We start from the raw sequence: 20,284 nt of genomic DNA on the forward strand, positions 1-20,284 counted from the left end.
TCCTCTGCTCAATACGATGATGTCATTATTATTTAAAGACAATAATAGGACGTTCTAATTCTTTTAGAGTTAACCCTCTCAACCCTGTTTTAAAATCTTCATAAAATAAATCTGAGAGAACAATGTCAGGATACAAAGGCATCTCATGCTTAGCTTTGTAGGCTTCCAAAAAATGATAGAAAGCCTCTTCTTCTATATTCTCTCTATAGACCACAATTTGATTAGGATCGAATACAGACTGTAATATTTGAATAATTTCACATACACTATTGAAAAAAACTTCTCTTCCCTTGCTTTCATCCCAAACTATAGACGGAAGGAATTTGATTTCACCAGCCAATCCATGCTTGCCCTTTAAAACCCCATTACGCAAATAAATTCCCATCCCCGGTGGTGAATTTTCAGGAAAATAGACAGCCAGCACACATTGATCTTCATCGATCTGTTCTCTGTAAACGTATCCACATACAGCCGCATTTACATCATTCTCCACAATAACTGGCAAACCAAATTGGCTCTGCACATCCTCTGCCAGCCGAATTCCATTCAACCTTTCATGACTGCTGACTGTAATCTCTCCATCTACAGATTGTCCCGGGATTCCAATACCAATAACTTTAATGGAAGGATAAAGAGAAATGATATCTTGAATTATGGAATAAAATTGTGTAGCATCAAAAATTTGAAAGGGATGTTCTTCTTTCATGAGGACGTCCTCGTTTAAATTAACTACCGTGGTCGATACTACATCCATTCCTTGTTTTTCATTAATGTGTATAATCAGTGCCAGACTATACTCATAATTAAAACGATAGGTTAACGCATGTCTACCACCATTTGAAGGAACGATTTCATCTTCAAAAATTTCTCCATTATTAAGCAATTCCTGCATAAGAGTGTTGATAGTCACCACGCTTAAATCAGTCAATGCGGCCAGTTGGGGCTTTGTGGCCTTGCTAACCTGCTTCAATACTTTGCGAACCAGATTCAAGTTTATTTCTTTAATTAAATTTGTATTGGCTTTTTCCATACAGTGCTCCTTTGTTTACAAAATTAGTGAGACCACTTCATAAACCATATTTATAAAGTGATCTCACTAATCTTGTAGCAAAATATTACCTTTGTCAAGAGCATAGGATACTGGCTATTAAATAAGAACGTAAAATCATGGTTACAATTTACAATTCAAGTTTTAATTCTTTTAATTGGTTTACATAATAATATTTATGCAAACCAATTTATTTCATTATACAATACACTCGTGGAACATACTTACAATCCCGTTATTGGGATCTGAATATCCAGCTTATCCATCGCTTTTTCTTTTTCTCGATCTGTAACATGAGTATATACCGTTGTCGTTTGGATGGATGAGTGCCCTAATAGCTCCTGTACGGTACGTAGGTCTGCTCCTTTACGTAATAGCATTGTCGCAAATGTATGTCGCAGCTTATGGCTGGAATAAGCCTCCCGACGTTCTATACCCTTTTCTTCCTGGAATCGTTCAAACGTTTCTGTAGCAATCTGTTGAATAGAACGCACTGCCAGACGTCGGCCTTTTTGGGATACGAACATCGCGTCCTCTTTACCTCTCCACGGCGTCAATCTTTCCTCCAACGCTTGCTCTATAAAATCACATACAGCCGTTGGTACTGGAAGGGTACGCCATTTACGCCCTTTACCGAACACATCTAATGTGCGTCTTTCTCGGCTGTAATCCGAGACATTCAAAGAATGGACCTCCCCCACCCGCAATCCCATGTAGACCATGAGCAGAAAAATAGCCATATTACGATTTGCATATTTCCCTTCCACCGCAAGCAAAAATGGCTGAATGTCCTTCTCATCCAGATAAACGGGCATACGATTCTTTTCAGTCTTTGCTTTTTTAATTCCCGCTGCCGGATTGGTGCTGCATAATTCAAATTCCTGTAGCGCTCTAAAAAAACTATTCACCGCAGCATGCTTCCGGTTCCGCGTACTATCTCCGGCGCCTCCCTCCCGCGCTTTAGATAAATATGACATCACATGAATCTTTTTCACCTGGTCGAGTGGTTTATCACGCAATGTACGTAAAAACTGTTTTACATCCCCTGTGTAATTCTTTTGCGTATGTATCGTATATCCGGCATCCTTCATCCAGATCAAAAATGCTTCCAGCTCCTCATTATACACTTCATCAATTTCGTCTATAGTATCCAGATCCATATGACGCAATTCTTTTTTCATCGTGCTTGCCTCCATTCAGTTCAAAATCCAAAAAATGCTGTAAAACGATCATTTTCGTCTGATTTTTATCGACAATCCAATCGACATCTTATGCAGGAGAGCATCTAAAAGTCGTTTTAAACCTAAACTGCGTATAATTTATATTATACGCAGTTTTTTGAGCCCTTTTTAAGTATAAATAAAGCGTGTCTCTCTTGTCCAGTCTATGTACTTACCCTTTTTTGTTCATCCGATTATACGTCAACACATACTGCCTGTCTGACGGCAGATTCCTGCTGGACGCCTACATGCCTTATCATTTAAACTATTAGAAATTAATTTTTGAAAGAGTGGGATTACGGCGAAAGCATGAGACTCCATCGCCCCATCTTACAATGAAGTACAAGCATCATTTTCTGCCAGCTATAATTTCGTTTATAAACTACATAATAATTATTATGTAAACTAATACTGGAGGATGATTGTATGATTAACAAATTGCACTGGTTGCCGGTCGGTCAGCTTGATATTGATCGCTCCTCACTCAACCATCATGCACAGCCCGGTGAACTGGTGCGTCTGCAAATCTGGTCGTATCTGCTGGAGACAGATCACGGTCCGATCCTCATAGATACCGGTATGCCAGATTCGTTTATCGACAACCCAGATTATTTTAAAAGTACACCGTTTGAAGGACGCTTCATCCCCCGTATGACAGCCGATGATAGTATCGTGGCAGTACTGGATCGGATCGGCTATCAACCAGACGATATTCATGCCATCGTTATCTCCCATATGCATATGGATCATGCCGGAGGCAATCCGCATTTTCCGAATACACCGATTTATGTGCAGCAGACCGAAGCAGACGCTGCGATCGGTAATCTAGAGTATGCGCCGCCGGAATGCGTGCAGACGAACTTGAATTACCGACTGCTCCAAGGGGACCATGAGCTGGTTCCGGGCTTGCAACTGCTCTATACTCCGGGTCATTCGCCGGGTCATCAGTCCGCGCTGATCACAACAAAGGAATCGGGTCCGATCATGCTGACGATTGATGTTGCCTATACTCAGGAGAATTACGCAAACGACGTGCCATTTGACGGCTTTGACCGTGAACAGACGCGCCAGTCAATTGCCCGTATTCAGCAGATTGTGCAGGAGGTCAAGCCGAGTCTGTTGTTCTTCGGTCATGATCCTGAGCAAGTAGCTGTTCAGCCAGTATATCCACAATATAAATAATGATAAATGTTATAGCCTCTTATTCTTTTCTTCTCATTAGGTAGTTGTAACCTTTGCAGTTTTGGTTGGCTCCTCACCACAGCTTCCAGCAAATTGATAAGTGATTCCATATATGTGAAGCTAATTGTCCCTAATCTCCTGTTATCGCCAGCATAAGGAAGTATATCTAAGAACTCATGGGGTGAGTAGCTGTCGACACGGTATGGATGATGAGGATAAGTATTTTGCTGTCTCGTTCCGTTTTCCCTTGATCATCCAGCACGATATACTTAAAGAAGTCGAAAGGCAACCTTATATTCAGTCTATGCTTATTTCTAAAATGTAGATTTATTCATGACAAAGGGAGTGTTCATTTATTTATGAGTACCGAAATGCTGGAACGTCGAAGTGAGATTTTAAAACGAAACATTCATCAGCTGCTGGTTCAGGAAAATCAACACGGTGTGACACGGCAGGAAAATTACACGTTGCATAAAATGATCAGAGAGTTGCATCAAACCTCTCATGCCTTGAATACTTCCCGTTGAGATGAAAGGCTGCTACAAGAAATAAAAAAATAACCTTCAGTTCCACTTCCTTAGTGGTGTTGAAGGTTATTTTTTATTTTTTATCCTTTTGAGCGACTCAGCAAATATAAGAAGTATGGCGCACCTATGATGGCAACAATTAATCCTGTCGGAATTTCTTTCTGTAAAGGTAAGGCTCGTGTGATCGTATCCGCTACGAGTACCAGAAGTGCTCCGACTAAAGCACACGTTACAAGCAACATTTTATGCTTCGGACCCACCAGCTTTCTTGCCAAATGTGGAGCTACCAAACCGACAAAACCGATTCCGCCACTAACCGACACACTTGAACTAGCCAGTCCGACCGCAGCCGCGAGGAGAAGAATACGTTCCTTTTCGATAGGTGTACCTAACCCGGATGCCGTCTGATCCCCCAAATTAAGCACATTCATAACATTTGCTTTATAGTATGCGAAAGGAAGCAATACAATTAGCCAAGGCAGCAGAGCCATTACGAATTTCCAATTTGAACCCCATATGCTTCCTGCTAACCAATTAGCTACAAACGTGTAGCTTTCAGGTGTTAACTTAAGAGTCATAATGATCATGGCAGCACTGATACCCGCCGCTACCCCAATTCCGCTCAGCAATAGCCTTGTCGGAGAAATACCTTCGCCTTTTTTGTAAGAAAGAGCATAAATCAGAATAGCAGCCGCTCCCGATCCAATGAGCGCAAGAGCGGGAAGTAAAAATAATGAATTCATCGTTTGCATCGATGGGAAAAGCAGTACAAACAGCATAACCATCAGCCCGGCGCCTGCATTAATCCCCAGAATACCAGGGTCCGCTAGGCTGTTACGCGATACCCCCTGCATAATGCAACCGGAAACAGCCAAACCTGCGCCAATCAGAATGGAAATAACCATTCTCGGCAACCGGAATTCAAACAGAATTAATTCCTGCTGTGGAGTCCCTTGTCCGAACAAGGTTCTAAAAAGCTCCATTGGCGAAAGCCGGATCGTTCCCGTATTCGCGCTTATGGTGAATGCAGCAACGAGCAATACAAGCAAAATGATAACAACGATCCAATCATGGATTTTTTTACGGTGACTTGCTTTGGCAATAGCCCCATTCGTAACGTTACTCATCTTACAGTGCCCTCCTTTCTTTACGTGCCAGATAAAGGAAGAATGGAACACCAATTAAGGCAATAAGTACGCCCACTGGTGTTTCCTCAGGTGCGTTAATCATACGAGCCGCCAGATCGGCAAAAACGATAAGTAAAGCTCCCATAATAGCCGAACAAGGAATAATCCAGCGATAATCAACCCCAACCAGTTTGCGCGTAATATGGGGAATAATCAACCCTACGAACCCTATAGAACCAACCAACGATACCGCGGCACCCGCCAGGATCAATACGAGAATCATCCCGGCGATCTTTACCATCCCAGTTCGCTGACCAAGACTCAACGCAATTTCATCGCCTAGACTAAGTAACGTAATAGAGCGTGATAACATGAGAGTACCGATAAAAGCTGCCACAACCCACGGAACGACAATGCCTAGCTGAACCCACTTAGTTCCACTAAGTCCCCCAGCGTACCAAAAGGCCAAATCCTGTCCAACATTAAAGTATAAACTGATCGTATCACCTAAGGCAGACAGCAACGCTGTGACAGCTGCACCCGCCAATACAAGACGAACTGGCGTAATACCTGATTTGGAAATAGCGCTTGTACCATAGACCATCACAACCGCCAAGGCTGCACCTACAAAAGAATACAACATTAACTGCAAAAAGGAAGTACCCGGAAAAAGAGCAAAGCAAATCGCCATCGTCAAGCTGGCGCCCGAATTCAGCCCAAGCAAGCCAGAGTCCGCAAGCGGATTGCGGGTCATTCCCTGCATAATGGCCCCTGCTACGGCAAAACAAACTCCGATTAACACACCACCCAGAATTCGAGGTAGACGGATTTCCCATATAATTTGATGGTTTTGCAGCTCAGGATTAAAATGAAAGACGGCGTTCCAGACCTCCTCCAATCTGATTGAGGCAGCACCAAATGATAAAGAAAGAGCGATACCGAACGCTAACAGTGCTAATCCGGCTGTCAGGATAAGCGAAGCCGCCCATGGCCGCGAGTGAAATTGAGTCGGCGGCTGATTGTGATTACTTTGAGCAGGACTATCCGAAGATTCTGATAATTTCATAACTATGGTTCACCCTTACTGTTGAATAGTATGTAGGTATCACGAAAACCTGTAGTGGAGATAATGTTTGATAATGAGAATTATTATCATGCAATCTTTACTATTGTAAATTAATGTGGCAACGGCTTCAATAGCAAAATTTCGACGATTCTCTAATGCCCTGCTATTTTGTGAAAAAACAAAGCCCTCCGGCAAAAATACCAAAGGGCTGCCAACATTACCGAAACCATTACTTCTGTGAGACGTTTTCATTATTCCGCTGGACGATCATATCTGCCAATTCTTCAGCTTGCCCCATAATAGCGATAGGATCGAAGTACCAGTATCGATCCTCCTGAAGCTCAAAAACCTTCCCATTTCGGACTGCACTTAGTGATTTCCATATGCTGTCTCCTTCATAACCGCTCAAATCCTTGTTAACCGTCAGAAAAATGTAAGAGCCAGCATATTGATTAATAACTTCCTTGGAAATTAACTTCCATTGAGTCTCGCCTAATAGTTCTTTTTGGACAAGTGGTGGAGGTGTCAAATTCAATCCTCTATAAACCGCCTGTCCTCCTCTGCCAAAATTATCACCGTATACATAGTATTCTTTATCTGTGGCTTCCATTACTGTGAAAGTATCCCCGGGTTGAACAATTCCCTTTAATTTGTCACGTGCAGCTTGCAATCGCTGGTCGTATTGGGCAAGCCATGTTTTAGCTTCCTGTTCTTTTCCCAGCAGCTCACCAAAAGCTGTCAGTTCCTCATGCACATTCTTGTATGTTCCATAAGGGATGACTATCGTCGGAGCAATTTTACTATATTTTTCATATTCAGAAGCATCCTTGGAACCAATCAGAATCATATCCGGCTGTAGAGCCAATACTTTTTCAATGGATACACTACCGCGGTCTCCAATGCTTGCAATGCCTTGTACAAGATCCTTCGAAAACGGATTATCCAGATAATATTTAACACTTCCCACAGGTTTAATTCCTAATGCTAATAAATCATTCTGGTACATATCTACTACAATCCGCTGAGGATGAATCGGAATCTGAATCTCTCCATGAATCGTCTTAACTGTTTTCGTTGCAGCTGACTTTGATTCACCAGAAGCTTGATTTTGCTTTTCGTCTGGCAGATTTACCTTTCCACCACAGGCGCTAAGAATGACAATAACTGACAAAAGCATCGTCACAATCCACATTTTCTTTGTCAAACTCATTCATTCCTCTCTCTATTTACGAAGTCGCAATTGACTCTTACGTTCCATACTGAGCTTGGTGTAGGCGGCTATATGCACCTTTTACAGCCATTAATTCTTCATGTTTTCCTTGCTCGGCAATCCCTTGATCTGCAACTACAATAATGCGGTCAGCATTTTTAATCGTTGCCAGACGATGGGCAATCACGAGTGTCGTGCGACCTTGAGATAGCTCTGTCAGAGCTTGCTGAATTGCAGCTTCTGTCTCTGTATCCAATGCTGATGTCGCTTCATCCAAAATGAGAATTGGCGGATTTTTCAGAAACATCCGGGCAATGGATAAACGTTGCTTTTGACCACCGGACAGCTTTACGCCTCGCTCACCGATCATCGTATCCAGCCCTTCTGGATAGGATCGAACAAGTTCTTCAATCTGGGCTCGACGGGCAGCATCCCAGATCTCATCTTCTGAAGCATCAAGTTTGCCGTAAGCGATATTTTCACGAATCGTTCCATCAAAAAGGAATACATCCTGCTGTACGATTCCAATCATGGACCGCAGCGAATCCAGCTTCATTTCACGGATATCCATACCATCAATCTTAATGCTGCCTTCCTCGACATCATAGAAGCGTGGCAGCAAGCTGCAAAGTGTCGTTTTGCCTGCTCCTGAAGGACCCACAAGAGCTACAGTTTCTCCCGCATGAATAGCAAGGTCCACTTTGCGCAGTACCTTGTCTTTGTTTTCATAGCCAAACGTTACACCTTCAAATTGAATATCTCCGTTGAGATGCTTAACGGTCTCCGCACCTGGAAGATCCTCTACGTCAGATTCACTTTCCAGCAAATCCAAGTAACGTCGGAAGCCGGCAATTCCTTTGGGATACGTTTCAATGACAGAGTTAATTTGTTTGATGGGTGCGAGGAATACATTGGACAGCATTACAAATGCGATAAATTCCCCATAGGACATCTGCCCCTTAATAACAAACCATGTTCCACATACAAGCACAAACAACGAGACCAGCTTCATCAGAATAAAGCTAATTGAAGAATTCCATGCCATAATGCGATATGCGATCAGCTTTGTTTTACGAAACCGTCCATTATTTTCAGCAAAACGCTCCATTTCATGTGCTTCGTTGGAGAATGCTTGAACAACACGGATACCACTAACGTTATTTTCAATCCGGGCGTTGTAGTCCGCAATATCAGAAAACATACGATGGAAGGCGGCATTCATTTTACGACTAAAGTACAAGGACAGGTAAATCATTAGTGGAACGATAATAAACGTCAGAACTGCTAGTTTCCAGTTAATGCTGAGCATGATACCGAAAGCCCCGCCCAGGGTCATCAGTGCGATGAACAAATCTTCAGGTCCGTGGTGGGCAATCTCTCCGATATCCATCAGATCGTTGGTCATACGGGAGACTAGATGGCCTGTTTTGTTATTGTCAAAAAAGCGAAAGGATTGCTTTTGTACTCGATCAAACAGCTTTTTACGCATATCTGACTCAATGTTTATCCCCAGCTTGTGTCCCCAATAGGTAACGACATAGTTCAATCCGGCGCTTACGACATAAATCCCAAGCAAAGATAAACAGGCAAATAAAATCCATTTCCAATTTCCACTGGGTAGCAAATCATCAACTACCCGATTGACTGCAAGCGGAAAAGCTAACTCCAGCAGTGCAGCTAGTATGGCGCAAGTAAAATCAATGATAAACAAAGTCCGGTAGGGACGGTAATATTCAAAAAATCGTCTTAGCATAAGACTTCTCCCTTCCTATTTAAATGAGCTGATTATTTAGGTTCGACGGAAAACATGTTAACGGCCTCATCCAGTGATTGATCGATAGCCAGTGGTGAGTAGGTAAACCAAGGATCGGCCTTGATGAAATACACTTTGTGGTTTTTGACAGCCGGGAGATTTCTCCACAGCGCACTTTGTTCAATTTCCTTCAACATTCCGTCCTTAGTCGCTTCATCGTAAACCAGCATAATAATACGATCTCCTGACAGTTCAGGCAGTTTTTCCATCGAAATGCTATCGTATACAAAGTTATACTTCGGATCCTTTGCGAGCTTCTGACGTATGTACTCTGGAGGATTCAATTCCAGTGAACGGTAGATGACATGTCCTACATTTCGCGCCCCATACACTCTCAGCACGTCCTTACCGTAGGTCATATAAATGGTAATCGTTTCATCTTTCTTGAATTTTCCAGCCATCTTTTTTCGACCTTCTTCAGCCTTTTTGTCAAAACTAGCAATCCACTGATCGGCTTCCTTGTCCTTACCCAGTACGGCTGCGACATCCCGCAGTTGCTTAAATACATCTCCATCTCCAAAAGAAACGGCTACGGTTGGAGCAATCTTCTCCAGCTGCTCCTTCACTTCTGGCGAGGTATCTTCTGTTGCTATAATCAGATCAGGTTGTAGCTCTAGTACCTTTTCCACATTCGTTGGGTTCCCAATATCAGCAATCCCGTCAATCTTTCCTTTCAAATAGTCGCCTTCTAACACATGAGAAGCAGCCCCTACTGGTTTAACACCTAAAGCCAGCATCGCATCCAAATATTGTGTCGTGACAACCCGCTGTGGATTTGCAGGGATACTGATCTTTTTGCCAGTGGCATCAACATATTCGCGCGTGGCAACTGATTTGGATTGCCCGTTAAGGGCATCCGTTCCACTCTTGTCATTGGTCTGGTTACTACTTGCTGCATTTCCGCATGCAGCCAATACAACCATCAAAAAAACGGCAAAACCAAGCATAATTCCTCTTTTTAATCTGTTCTTTTGTTGCACAATATACGTCCTCCTTAGATATATGCCTTCATGAAATGATAGTGATTCTCATTATCATACAAGTGTTATTCTATCTTTTACCGTCTCTTCTTACAATACAAAAATTAAAAACTTCCATTTATGTGTATATATCGTCTTGGGAAAATATCCAAAAAAAAGAACTGATGCGTATTCTTTGCATCAGTTCGAAAGCTTCATAGGTTGGTTCACATGCCCATTCCTATTTGGATTGATCCACTAACTCCAGTTTGGCGGGAATCGATGTTTTCACGGTTTTACCTTGAAGTACATCCTTGGCTGCTTGCACTGCCAATTGTCCAATCAACTCAGGCTGCTGAGCCACAGTAGCTGTCAGCTTCCCTTCCTTAATTGATTTAAGCGCATCCTCATTACCATCAAAGCCGATGACTGGAATATTCTTACCAGAGCTTTGAATGGCTTCAATCGCTCCCAACGCCATTTCATCATTGTGGGCAAATACCGCCTGAACATCCGGGTTGCCTTGCAGTAGATTTTCCATCACATTCAAACCTTTGGTCCGATCAAAATCAGCCGACTGCTTGGCGATGACCTTCAGGTCCTTATCTGCCACTTCATGGAAGCCTTTCCCACGTTCACGGGTAGCCGATGCGCCTGGAACGCCTTCCAACTCAATAACCTTGGCGCCTTTTCCGACTTGATCAATCACGTATCTGGCAGCCATCCGTCCTCCCTCGACGTTGTCTGAAGCGACTAGCGCTTTCACATCACCTTTGTCAGCGGAACGGTCCAGCGTAATTACAGGAATGTTCAAAGCATTCGCTGACTGGACCACAGTGGAGATAGCCGACGAATCTGTCGGATTAATGAGTAACGCATTTACTCCCTGTTGGATCAGATCATCCACATCATTACTTTGCTTCGCAGAATCATTTTGTGCATCAACCACAATAACCTGCAATCCTTGTTTTTTGGCCTCTGCAACAACTCCGTCTTTGAGGGAAATGAAGAATGGATTATTCAATGTTGAGATCGACAAGCCGATTTTAATGTCCTTCAGGTCTGCAGCCGCTTTAGGCTTCGCCCATTCGGGCGGTTCCAGGGAACACCCTGTCATGAGCAGGAGCAGCAAGGATGTCATGATTAATGTAAGCTTTTTCATATTTGTGTGTCTCCTTCTATGCAGATTAGGTGTATTATGCGGATTTTTTACGATCAATCAATACAGCAATAGCAATGACGATTCCTTTTACGACCATTTGGTAAAAAGAGTTAACCCCCAACAAATTCAAGCCGTTGTTTAGTGTCCCGATGATTAGCACACCAATTAATGTACCTACAATCCGTCCGCGTCCTCCCGAAAGGCTTGTTCCACCTAGTACGACAGCCGCAATGGCATCCAGTTCATAAGAAGCACCTGCTGTCGGCTGCGCTGAATTCAAGCGTGAGGTCAAGATAGCACCCGCCAATGCGGAAAGCATTCCCGCCAAAGAGTAAATCCAGATTTTTACACGTGGTACTTTAATACCTGAAACAATCGAAGCTTTCTCGTTGCCGCCGATGGCATACGTTTTGCGTCCGAAAGGTGTTTTATGCAGAATGATCCACAGAGCAGCAAAGGTAATGAGCATCGTAATCGCCGGGACCGGAATACCAAACTGATAACCACGACCGAATAATTGAAATACCAGACTATCCCCGAGCCCCGTAATAGGGTTACCGTTGGTATAAACTAATGTTAATCCTCTAAAAATAGTCATGGTTGCGAGTGTGGCGATAAACGGAGCCATTTTACCTTTCGTAATCATCAAGCCGTTGACCATTCCCATCACGCCACCCAATGCACAGCCAATGATAATCGCCAAAATCGGATCGAAGCCGGCCAACATCATATTTGCGACAAACGCACTGGATAGTGCTAATATAGAGCCAACGGACAAATCGATTCCGCCTGTAAGAATAACGAAGGTCATACCGAACGCAATCAACGCATTAATAGATACCTGGCGCAACAAATTCAAAATATTAAGCGGTTCCAAAAAGCTGGGATTTAAGGCCGATACAATGATCACCAAAATAATGAGCCCCAACAATGGGCCAAGCTTCTGTGTGATTTGTGATATTTGGATGCCTTTGCTACCTTTTGCTTCATTCATAGTTGTCATATTACTGTCCTCCTGTAGCTAGCGTCATAATATTTTCTTGTGTGGCTTCTTCCCTGCTTAGCTCTCCGCTGATCTTTCCCTCGTGCACCACGACAATACGATCACTCATGCCAAGTACCTCGGGAAGCTCTGAGGATACCATGATAATTGCGACTCCACGTTCGGTCAGTTCGTTCATCAACTGGTAGATTTCCCGTTTGGCTCCTACATCCACGCCTCTCGTCGGTTCGTCAAGAATGAGCACATTGGGACCGATACCTACCCATTTGGCAATAACCACCTTTTGCTGATTGCCACCTGACAAACTGCCAACCGTCGCTTCGGCTGATTGGGTTTTGATTTGTAAGCGCTTAATTAATGTATTAACAAAATCCATCTCTTTTTTGCCTGATATAAATCCTTTTGATGTAAAACTGAACAGATTCGTCAGCACCATGTTTTCCCGAATGGAAAAATCCAGCACTAAGCCCTCATCTTTTCGATCTTCTGTAATGAAGCCAATCCCTAGTTTCACTGCATCATCCGGCTTGCGAATAGACACCTTTTTCCCACGTACGTGTATCTCACCACGATCCAAAGTATCCAGTCCAAATAACGACCGCATGATCTCGGTCCGTCCCGAGCCCATCAAGCCCGAAAAACCTACAATTTCCCCAGAGCGCACTGTAAAATTCACATTTTCAAATAGACCTTTATGTGATGCGTTTTTGACCTCTAGCACCACTTCTCCCAAAGCAGGCGTTCTTACCGGGTAGCGTTCAGTCAGCTCTCTGCCAACCATTTTCCGTACAACCTCGTCAAAATTCGTATCGGGGATCGCTTGAGTATCTACGGTTTTCCCGTCACGCATAATGGTAATCCGATCACAGATCGCGAATATCTCCTCCATCCGATGAGATATATACACAATTGAAACACCATCTTTTTTCAAGGAAGTAATAACCTCAAACAGCTTTTGTATTTCCCGTTCGGTTAAGGCTGCTGTCGGTTCATCCATTACGATCACTTTGGCATCCGTCATGAGTGCTTTGGCTATTTCAATCATTTGTTGTTGACCCACTGAACACTCGCCTGCTTCACCGTTCAAAGGAAGGTTTACTGAAAGCTTGCTAAATTGCTCATTTGCTAGCGCTTTCATTCTAGAGCTATCTAGTAATCCCCACTTGGAAGTCATTTCCTTGCCGATAAATAGATTTTCCAGTACCGTCATCTCTGGCCATACATTCAGTTCCTGGTGAATAAAAGCAATTCCTTTTTGCTCCGCTTCCTTGGGGTTGGCAAAATAGGTTTCCTGACCGTCAATGATGATCGTTCCCTCATCGCGTCGATGCAGTCCGATTAAAATATTCATCAGCGTTGATTTGCCTGCACCATTTTCACCCATGAGGGCATGTACTTCTCCTTCACGGAGATCAAAGTCAACACCACTTAGTACCTGATTGGTTCCAAAGGCTTTGTGAATTCCTTTCATTTGAATCTGCATGCTATTCCCCCCTTTTTTATTCAACACTAATTTATCCAAAAAGAACTCCTGCCTGTAAAATACAATTGGCAAACGGCGTAGCCTCTCCTGTACGGATGACAGCTTTGGCTTGCCGAGTTAATGTCTTAAATTGTTCATGTGAGCAAAACTCAATGACGGCAGTCGGCTGAATAATCTGCGAATGCTCTAGTTGCTCTCCTGCAAAGGTGCGCATAATATACTGGAGTGCTTGTTCATTTTCTTGTTTGATTTCTTCAGCCAGTGTTACTTTTTCAATCATCATATCTGCGGCAATGACATCAACAACGTCCTGAAAGGACGGAATACCCAGTTTCAATGCCAAATCAATTTTGGTAACGCCTTCAGGAACAGGTAAGCCAGCATCAGCCACGACAATAAAGTCCGTGTGGCCGAAATCCGTTAGTATTTTGGATATATGACTGTTTAGGATTCCATGTTTCTTCATTATAATTGCTCCTCCACTTCACGACGGGTTGGCATTCCACCTTGCGCTCCAAATTTGGTAACAGACAAGGACGCAGCACGATTAGCAAATTTCACACTATCTGCCACCGATTTTCCTTCAGCCAGTGCCACCGCAAAAGCAGCGTTGAACGTATCTCCTGCACCTGTTGTATCCACGGCTTCGACCTTGTAAGTAGGAACTACAACTTCCTGTTCTCCGTCGAAAAACCGTACACCGTTGCTGCCTTCCGTTACAAACAACTTGTTCGGATATTTGTGCAGCGCTTCTTGAAGACTCATATCCTTAAACATGATGGCGGCTTCATGCTCATTTGGCGTAATGTAGGCTGCATTGGCAATTACGCTTTCTTCCACCTCACGAGCCGGGGCTGGATTCAGCAGCAAGGGTACCTGATACTTCGCACAAATTTCGCTTACATAGACAATCGTCTCTGCTGGTATTTCCTGTTGAATTAATACAATATCCGAACTTCGAATAACATCAAGCGCTTCTTCCACGTAAGCGGGTGTAACTTCATTATTCGCTGCTTTTACCACGACAATACTGTTATCACCCTCGGCTAGTACAATGTGTGCTGTACCACTTTCCATATGTGTAACCGGTTTCACATAGTTAATATGAACATGATTTTCTTCAAAATTGCGTAAAATCTGTTGTCCCAAATGGTCGTCTCCTACACGTCCAATCATCGTAACGTCCGCCCCGAGTCGTGCTGCAGCTACTGCCTGATTGGCTCCTTTACCGCCAGGTACGGTTGTAAAGCTTTCTCCCAATACGGTTTCACCAGCACCGGGACGCTTGGAAGAAGTAACTACGAGGTCCATCGAACTGCTTCCGATAACCGAAATTTTAGCCATGATGATCCACCTTTCTCGTTGTTTCCCGTTCGATAAATTTGACGGGCAATTGTATGCTTGAATAGGTAAGTACTTTCGAATGAAGATTAGGTACACTTGACTTCGTTGCTTGCGACTGCTCAATCAATTGAATGAGCAGACCTGCCGCTTCCCAGCCCATTTCATAAGCAGGCTGCCGGATTGTTGATAATGGCGGAAATAACAAGCTGCTTAATGGTATATCATCAAACCCGATAATTTGAACATCTTCCGGGATTTTCTTTCCTAATCTATGTGCTTCATGCATCACCGCGGTAGCTACAATATCGTTACTGGCAATAACTCCGTCCGTATCCGGATACTTGCTGAACAGCTCTTTAGCCCATAACTCAGCTTCCTTGAACGAAAAGGACGTTGTCTCGACGATATGGTAAGCAATACCAGAATGCTGAAGCTCTTCCACTGCTCCGCGAAAACGATCTTGTGCTGGACGAATATGAGCAGGACCCTGCATGACTGTAATTTGTCTGCTGCCACGGGCAACCATAGCCTGTGCAGCCAAGCGACCGCCATGAGCTCCATCCGCATAAACGGAGAGACTGTCACTGGAAGTCCGATCGAGAAAAACGACTGGTATTTTCAGTTTGGCGTAACAGTCGGCAGCAGGGTCATTGGTAGATGAAATAACCCCAACAACATTATTTTGAACAAAAGTATCCATGTAATCTAATTCTTTTTGGCGATCCTCATCACTATTACCGAAAATAATACGAAAATCATTTTCCTGCATTCGATCCTCCACCCCACGAGCCAACAAGGGAAAGTAAGGGTTTGTAATATCCGGCAGCAGCAGGCCGATTAATCTGGATTTCTTTTTATACAGAGAACGTGCAACTTCATTAGGCTTGTAATTTAGCTGCTTCACCGCAGCTTCAACTTTTCGCCGTGTATCCTCGTGGACATAGCCGGTTTCATTAATAACTCGGGATACGGTCGCCACGGAAACACCTGCAAAACTTGCTACTTGCTTAATTGTTGTCATAATGTAGGTTCAACTCCAATTGTGTAACCGGTTACAGATATAAAATATCATAGCATTTATTTTTTGACAAGCATTAAATATTTGCACGTCGAAAGCATTAGCCGTATAATTCTTTTTGTAACTGGTGAAGTTTCACCTTTCGCTTACACTAAAGTAGGCAGATTCACTCTCAGTTGCTTAATAAAATATATATATGGAGGCATTTCCTGATGAATATCGAAGTTTGGTCTGATTATATGTGTCCGTTCTGTTATATTGGCAAACGCCGTTTGGAGCAAGTCTTGCAGCAGTTCCCACATCGCGATGAGGTTCAATTGACATTCAAGAGTTTTGAATTAAATCCGAATGCTGTGAAAGATAGTGGTAAGACGATTAATGAGGAACTATCAGCAAAATATGGCGTTAGTCTGCAAGAGGCTCATGCCATGAATGATCGCATGACCGAAAACGCACGTTCTACAGGTCTGAAGTACAATATTCATGCCATGGTGCCGACAAACTCTTTCGATGCTCACCGTCTAACGCATTGGGCTCACACACAAGGCAAAATGCTGGAATTGAGCGAGCGTTTATTTCAGGCTGTCTTCATGGAAGGCAAGCATACTGGGGATCATGAAGTACTGGCAGCGTTGGCAGCCGAAGTTGGTTTGGATCATAACGAAGCCGCTGCCATATTAGCCGGTGACCGATTTACCGACGAAGTTAGAGCTGATGAAACTGAAGGTGCTAAGTTAGGCGTTCAGGGTGTTCCATTCTTTGTATTTGATCGAAAATTTGCTGTTTCTGGTGCTCAGCCTGAGGAGGTATTTCACGATGTGCTTCAAAAAGCATGGGATGAACGTTCTCCTTTCACTATGATTAGCGGCAGCTCGTCCAAGCAGAATGCAGCTGGTGTATGTACTGATGATGGTTGTGAGCTTCCAAGCCGCGAGAGCTGATCAGCCAATGAACTAAACCTCTTTTTAGATAACTTATGAAAAAGCGTGCCTGCACCAATTAAACCTGATGCGGCACGCTTCTTTATTTTTTTATAGTGATTTAATCATTCCGCCGTCCACAAGAATGGTGCTGCCGGTCAAATAGGATGAAGCCGATGACGCCAGAAAAGCAACGACTTTACCGAACTCTTCAGGCTCACCGTACCGTCCCAACGGAATGCCCTCTTCTGCTTGTTTGCGAACTTGATCCGTCGTTTGGTGGGATTTTTCGGCTCGATGCTCGTCCAAGCTACGTACGCGATCGGTTGCAATTCTCCCTGGTGCTACAGTATGTACCAGAATATTATATGGGGCTAATTCCATGGACAATGTTTTCGCCAATCCGGCAACTCCAGTACGTAGTGTATTGGAAATAATTAGGCCCGGAATCGGCTGCTTCACTGATGATGAGGCGATATTTAAAATTCTACCACTTTGTTGTTTTTTCATATAGGGTAACGCCTCACGGATCAACCGGATATGACTAAGTAAATTTTGCTCAAAGGCCTGCATCCATACTTCATCTGTAAAATCATCAAAGGTGCCCGCAGGAGGGCCGCCCGCATTGTTAACCAAAATATCGACGGTGCCAAACCAATCAACTGTACGGCGGATGGCCTGGGAGATATGTTCAGGTTTGGTTACATCACAAACTACATATTCAACGCGACCACTCGCTGTTTCCTGTAATTCGGCCTGAGTCCGCTGAAGCTCTGCTTCATTTCGTCCAGAAATAACAACATTCGCACCCTCACGTGCCAATTCGCGTGCACTTGCTTTGCCAAGGCCTTTACTGGAGCCTGCAACAAAGGCTGCTTTTCCCGTTAGTCCTAAATCCATCTATGACACTCCCTTTTCTGAGATTTCTCTATTTAATTGTACACATGACCAGCACATAATGCGAATAGCTAGGTACAAAGTAGCAAGGCAACACAAAAAAGGACCTGACATTTAGTCAGGCGCCCTTTCTGTTATACACTATTTTCTTGGTTTATAGCACTATAATGCTTCAGATATTGTTGACTGCTCATATACAACAACGGACTGGCTCTCAGGCTCCCATTTAACATTTGCTCCCAAAGCCTCTCCGATTACCCTTACAGGTACCATTGTAGTTCCATCCACTATGGATGCTGGTTGCTCGATAGAATACGGCTGGCCGTTAATATATGCTTTGGCGCTATTCACGAATAATTTGACGGACACACCATTGCGACTGACAGTAACAGCCTTTTCTTTCGGATCCCAGGAAACCTTGGCATTCAGAGCTTCGGAAGCTGTTCTAAACGGGACAAGTGTGGTGCCATTGCGGTTAATCGGCTTGGCATCGTATTTTTCACCATTCACGAACAGCTTCATACCTGATGACCGTCCAGCCTTGCTCAAGAGTACATCCAGCTTTTTGTAGCTATCCAGATTGGACACATCAGCCAAAACTGCCTCCTCCTGCATGTAAACGGCATCTGTTACATTTCCGTTTTTATCCAGTAGCTCAGCAGCCTTAGTTAGTGCTTTGTCAGAATTTCGGATCAATTCAAGTTCAGCTACCTGCCCCGAGGTCAAACGATCCGGGTATTTTGTAAGCAGCAGATTCGCAATAACCGCTCCTGCCGGCTTATCTTTTGTATTTTCTACTGCTTGTAGCAGACCGTTATATCCGTTGTGTCCCTTGCGACCTTTTTGGTCTTTGGACTCCCCGTATGTATCATCCGTTACTGCAACAGGGGTGTTCTTTTTGATTTCGTCGTGTTTATCTTTTTTGCTGCTCTTTTCATTCCGGTCTTTATCAGACGCCTTTGCTTCCTGTTTGTTCTCCTGACCATTTCCGCGCCCCTGTTTGGCTTCGGCTGTTCCTGCTGCCAGTCCCAAGACCAGTATACACGCTAATAATGCTGTCCAAGTGTTTCTCATGATGCGCTTCCTCCTTATAGTAAAAGACCAGGTTTAAATGTAACCTACATATATTAACGGCTACTATAAGCTGAATATGAAGCCCTTTTTTACTAGTGCTGCATTTGTAGGGGCTGATGGCAGAATCATTATAATAAATTTTATTATGCTTCAACCTATTTCCACAGTATAATGGGAAATGCACATGCAATTTTAGGATTAACGTTTACATTCGTATAATAAAAAGAAGAGGAGACAGACATGTTCGGCACCATTCTTTTAGACGTTGTTTTACCTATCTTTGTCCTTATCGGTTTTGGCTGTATCATGCAGTATTATTTTCGATTGGATTTGTATACCCTAGCTAAAATTAATTTTTATTATGTCACCCCTGCAGCTGTGTTTACCGGTCTTTATAACTCTGAAATTTCTTTAATTCTCATGGGTGAGGTTTCACTTTTTTATGCCCTGTACATAGCTATTCTGTACGTAATCAGTACTACTGTTGCCAGATCTCTGAAATACAGCCCCGGAATGCGTGGAGCTTTTACAAACAGTGTCATGCTAGATAATTCAGGGAATTATGGTCTACCAATTAATCAGTTGGTGTTTAAAGGTGATCCGCTGGCTATTTCTGTCCAAGCTCTGATTATGACTTTTCAAAGCTTTGTTACATTTACATATGGTACTTTTGTTGTACAGAACGGTAAGGCCAATACACGAAAAATTTTAATTAATTTTTTAAAAATGCCTGTCCCCTACGCGCTTGTGCTGGGCCTGCTCCTGAATCTACTGCACAGTCCATTGCCTAATTTGCTGGCTGAGCCTCTAAATTATATTAGCCATTCGATGGTCGCAGTGGCTCTGCTTACTTTGGGAGCACAAATTGTGCAGTATCCTTTTCATTTGCGCCGGACAGCCGTGTATATCAGTATGGTATTACGCCTGATTGCAGGTCCAATAGTTGGCTTTATGCTCGTGTTTTTCCTAGGTCTTAAGGGGATTCCCGCTCAAGCATTGCTCATTGCATCAGGTATGCCTACTGGTGTTAACACGAGTATTTTGGCGGAAGAATATAAAAATGAACCTGACTTTGCGGCACAGACAGTATTACTTTCTACGATTGTGAATGTCATTACGATGACCTTATTAATTTCAATATCCCGTCATCTTACTTGAGGTGTATGATAAATATAAAGCTTGATTTGTAACGCTTTTTGTCTGACGACAGGAGCGTTTCTTTTTCAATTAA

19 protein-coding genes are annotated in these 20,284 nt (G+C 43.4%); 4 read left to right on the top strand and 15 right to left on the bottom strand.

From position 1 onward, the window contains the following. Positions 1–28 precede the first annotated feature (28 nt). Together ACH59B_RS13325 and ACH59B_RS13330 are read right to left on the bottom strand one after the other, a co-directional pair. On the bottom strand, positions 29–1,030 hold the full coding sequence (locus ACH59B_RS13325) for an ROK family protein (RefSeq protein ID WP_017427756.1): 1,002 nt from the start codon (positions 1,028–1,030) through the stop codon (positions 29–31). Between the two features lie 242 nt (positions 1,031–1,272). Next, positions 1,273–2,229, bottom strand: a complete 957-nt coding sequence (locus ACH59B_RS13330; protein ID WP_017427755.1) for a tyrosine-type recombinase/integrase — start codon at positions 2,227–2,229, stop codon at positions 1,273–1,275. A 465-nt stretch (positions 2,230–2,694) separates the two neighbouring features. Between ACH59B_RS13330 and aiiA the strand changes: the two genes are divergently transcribed. Both aiiA and ACH59B_RS13340 read left to right on the top strand, forming a co-directional pair. Continuing rightward, positions 2,695–3,450, top strand: coding sequence for an N-acyl homoserine lactonase AiiA (gene aiiA / locus ACH59B_RS13335; RefSeq protein ID WP_019687382.1), 756 nt, complete (start codon positions 2,695–2,697; stop codon positions 3,448–3,450). 359 nt (positions 3,451–3,809) lie between these two features. Beyond that, positions 3,810–3,977, top strand: a complete 168-nt coding sequence (locus tag ACH59B_RS13340; protein ID WP_007432475.1) for a hypothetical protein — start codon at positions 3,810–3,812, stop codon at positions 3,975–3,977. An 80-nt stretch (positions 3,978–4,057) separates the two neighbouring features. Here ACH59B_RS13340 and ACH59B_RS13345 read toward each other — a convergent pair whose 3' ends face one another. The 11 genes from ACH59B_RS13345 to ACH59B_RS13395 all read right to left on the bottom strand — a co-directional run bounded on the left by ACH59B_RS13345 (position 4,058) and on the right by ACH59B_RS13395 (position 16,165). After that, positions 4,058–5,104, bottom strand: a complete 1,047-nt coding sequence (locus ACH59B_RS13345; RefSeq protein ID WP_017427753.1) for an iron ABC transporter permease — start codon at positions 5,102–5,104, stop codon at positions 4,058–4,060. Position 5,105: 1 nt separating this feature from the next. Continuing rightward, entirely contained in the window at positions 5,106–6,170 is a 1,065-nt protein-coding gene (locus ACH59B_RS13350) for a FecCD family ABC transporter permease (protein WP_404301791.1), read from the bottom strand. Between the two features lie 229 nt (positions 6,171–6,399). Continuing rightward, complete coding sequence (locus tag ACH59B_RS13355) at positions 6,400–7,380, bottom strand: ABC transporter substrate-binding protein (RefSeq protein WP_123797268.1); 981 nt, start codon at positions 7,378–7,380, stop codon at positions 6,400–6,402. A gap of 37 nt (positions 7,381–7,417) precedes the next feature. After that, positions 7,418–9,133, bottom strand: coding sequence for an ABC transporter ATP-binding protein (locus ACH59B_RS13360; protein WP_404301793.1), 1,716 nt, complete (start codon positions 9,131–9,133; stop codon positions 7,418–7,420). Between the two features lie 32 nt (positions 9,134–9,165). Continuing rightward, positions 9,166–10,173 carry an ABC transporter substrate-binding protein gene (locus ACH59B_RS13365; RefSeq protein WP_019687387.1) on the bottom strand — a complete coding sequence of 336 codons (1,008 nt, stop codon included), beginning with the start codon at positions 10,171–10,173 and terminating at the stop codon, positions 9,166–9,168. Between the two features lie 220 nt (positions 10,174–10,393). Further along, positions 10,394–11,314, bottom strand: coding sequence for a ribose ABC transporter substrate-binding protein RbsB (gene rbsB, locus ACH59B_RS13370; RefSeq protein ID WP_113050368.1), 921 nt, complete (start codon positions 11,312–11,314; stop codon positions 10,394–10,396). Between the two features lie 34 nt (positions 11,315–11,348). Beyond that, positions 11,349–12,317 carry a ribose ABC transporter permease RbsC gene (gene rbsC, locus ACH59B_RS13375; protein ID WP_017427749.1) on the bottom strand — a complete coding sequence of 323 codons (969 nt, stop codon included), beginning with the start codon at positions 12,315–12,317 and terminating at the stop codon, positions 11,349–11,351. 1 nt (position 12,318) lies between these two features. Beyond that, positions 12,319–13,800, bottom strand: coding sequence for a sugar ABC transporter ATP-binding protein (locus ACH59B_RS13380; RefSeq protein WP_017427748.1), 1,482 nt, complete (start codon positions 13,798–13,800; stop codon positions 12,319–12,321). Between the two features lie 31 nt (positions 13,801–13,831). Beyond that, positions 13,832–14,266: a D-ribose pyranase gene (gene rbsD, locus ACH59B_RS13385; RefSeq protein ID WP_126666524.1), complete on the bottom strand. Its 435-nt coding sequence runs from the start codon at positions 14,264–14,266 to the stop codon at positions 13,832–13,834. Then, entirely contained in the window at positions 14,266–15,144 is an 879-nt protein-coding gene (gene rbsK / locus ACH59B_RS13390) for a ribokinase (RefSeq protein ID WP_031461559.1), read from the bottom strand. Before rbsK ends, rbsD begins: the two co-directional genes overlap by 1 nt. Further along, on the bottom strand, positions 15,137–16,165 hold the full coding sequence (locus ACH59B_RS13395; RefSeq protein WP_017427745.1) for a LacI family DNA-binding transcriptional regulator: 1,029 nt from the start codon (positions 16,163–16,165) through the stop codon (positions 15,137–15,139). The genes rbsK and ACH59B_RS13395 overlap by 8 nt, the downstream gene beginning before the upstream one ends. A gap of 209 nt (positions 16,166–16,374) precedes the next feature. On the opposite strand from ACH59B_RS13395, the gene ACH59B_RS13400 reads away from it, so the two are divergent. Beyond that, complete coding sequence (locus ACH59B_RS13400) at positions 16,375–17,103, top strand: DsbA family oxidoreductase (RefSeq protein WP_017427744.1); 729 nt, start codon at positions 16,375–16,377, stop codon at positions 17,101–17,103. Positions 17,104–17,193: 90 nt separating this feature from the next. On the opposite strand, the gene ACH59B_RS13405 is transcribed toward ACH59B_RS13400, so the two are convergent. Beyond that, entirely contained in the window at positions 17,194–17,982 is a 789-nt protein-coding gene (locus ACH59B_RS13405; RefSeq protein WP_016820742.1) for an SDR family oxidoreductase, read from the bottom strand. A 159-nt stretch (positions 17,983–18,141) separates the two neighbouring features. Continuing rightward, positions 18,142–19,053 (bottom strand): copper amine oxidase N-terminal domain-containing protein, encoded by a 912-nt coding sequence (locus tag ACH59B_RS13410; RefSeq protein ID WP_017427743.1) that lies wholly within the window; start codon positions 19,051–19,053, stop codon positions 18,142–18,144. A 240-nt stretch (positions 19,054–19,293) separates the two neighbouring features. Between ACH59B_RS13410 and ACH59B_RS13415 the strand changes: the two genes are divergently transcribed. Continuing rightward, a complete protein-coding gene (locus ACH59B_RS13415) occupies positions 19,294–20,211 on the top strand; it encodes an AEC family transporter (protein WP_126666525.1) in 918 nt (305 codons plus the stop codon). Positions 20,212–20,284 lie beyond the last annotated feature (73 nt).

Source organism: Paenibacillus sp. DP01 (assembly GCF_044784315.1).
GTDB classification, from domain to species: Bacteria; Bacillota; Bacilli; order Paenibacillales; family Paenibacillaceae; genus Paenibacillus; species Paenibacillus polymyxa.

Coding starts and splice junctions, on each gene's coding strand:
- ACH59B_RS13395 (WP_017427745.1), bottom strand. CDS start 16,165: ATGACAACAATTAAGCAAGTAGCAAGTTTTGCAGGTGTTTCCGTGGCG.
- ACH59B_RS13340 (WP_007432475.1), top strand. CDS start 3,810: ATGAGTACCGAAATGCTGGAACGTCGAAGTGAGATTTTAAAACGAAAC.
- rbsD (WP_126666524.1), bottom strand. CDS start 14,266: ATGAAGAAACATGGAATCCTAAACAGTCATATATCCAAAATACTAACG.
- ACH59B_RS13405 (WP_016820742.1), bottom strand. CDS start 17,982: ATGGATTTAGGACTAACGGGAAAAGCAGCCTTTGTTGCAGGCTCCAGT.
- ACH59B_RS13350 (WP_404301791.1), bottom strand. CDS start 6,170: ATGAAATTATCAGAATCTTCGGATAGTCCTGCTCAAAGTAATCACAAT.
- rbsB (WP_113050368.1), bottom strand. CDS start 11,314: ATGAAAAAGCTTACATTAATCATGACATCCTTGCTGCTCCTGCTCATG.
- aiiA (WP_019687382.1), top strand. CDS start 2,695: ATGATTAACAAATTGCACTGGTTGCCGGTCGGTCAGCTTGATATTGAT.
- ACH59B_RS13330 (WP_017427755.1), bottom strand. CDS start 2,229: ATGAAAAAAGAATTGCGTCATATGGATCTGGATACTATAGACGAAATT.
- ACH59B_RS13355 (WP_123797268.1), bottom strand. CDS start 7,380: ATGAGTTTGACAAAGAAAATGTGGATTGTGACGATGCTTTTGTCAGTT.
- ACH59B_RS13325 (WP_017427756.1), bottom strand. CDS start 1,030: ATGGAAAAAGCCAATACAAATTTAATTAAAGAAATAAACTTGAATCTG.
- ACH59B_RS13400 (WP_017427744.1), top strand. CDS start 16,375: ATGAATATCGAAGTTTGGTCTGATTATATGTGTCCGTTCTGTTATATT.
- ACH59B_RS13415 (WP_126666525.1), top strand. CDS start 19,294: ATGTTCGGCACCATTCTTTTAGACGTTGTTTTACCTATCTTTGTCCTT.
- rbsC (WP_017427749.1), bottom strand. CDS start 12,317: ATGACAACTATGAATGAAGCAAAAGGTAGCAAAGGCATCCAAATATCA.
- rbsK (WP_031461559.1), bottom strand. CDS start 15,144: ATGGCTAAAATTTCGGTTATCGGAAGCAGTTCGATGGACCTCGTAGTT.
- ACH59B_RS13380 (WP_017427748.1), bottom strand. CDS start 13,800: ATGCAGATTCAAATGAAAGGAATTCACAAAGCCTTTGGAACCAATCAG.
- ACH59B_RS13410 (WP_017427743.1), bottom strand. CDS start 19,053: ATGAGAAACACTTGGACAGCATTATTAGCGTGTATACTGGTCTTGGGA.
- ACH59B_RS13360 (WP_404301793.1), bottom strand. CDS start 9,133: ATGCTAAGACGATTTTTTGAATATTACCGTCCCTACCGGACTTTGTTT.
- ACH59B_RS13345 (WP_017427753.1), bottom strand. CDS start 5,104: ATGAGTAACGTTACGAATGGGGCTATTGCCAAAGCAAGTCACCGTAAA.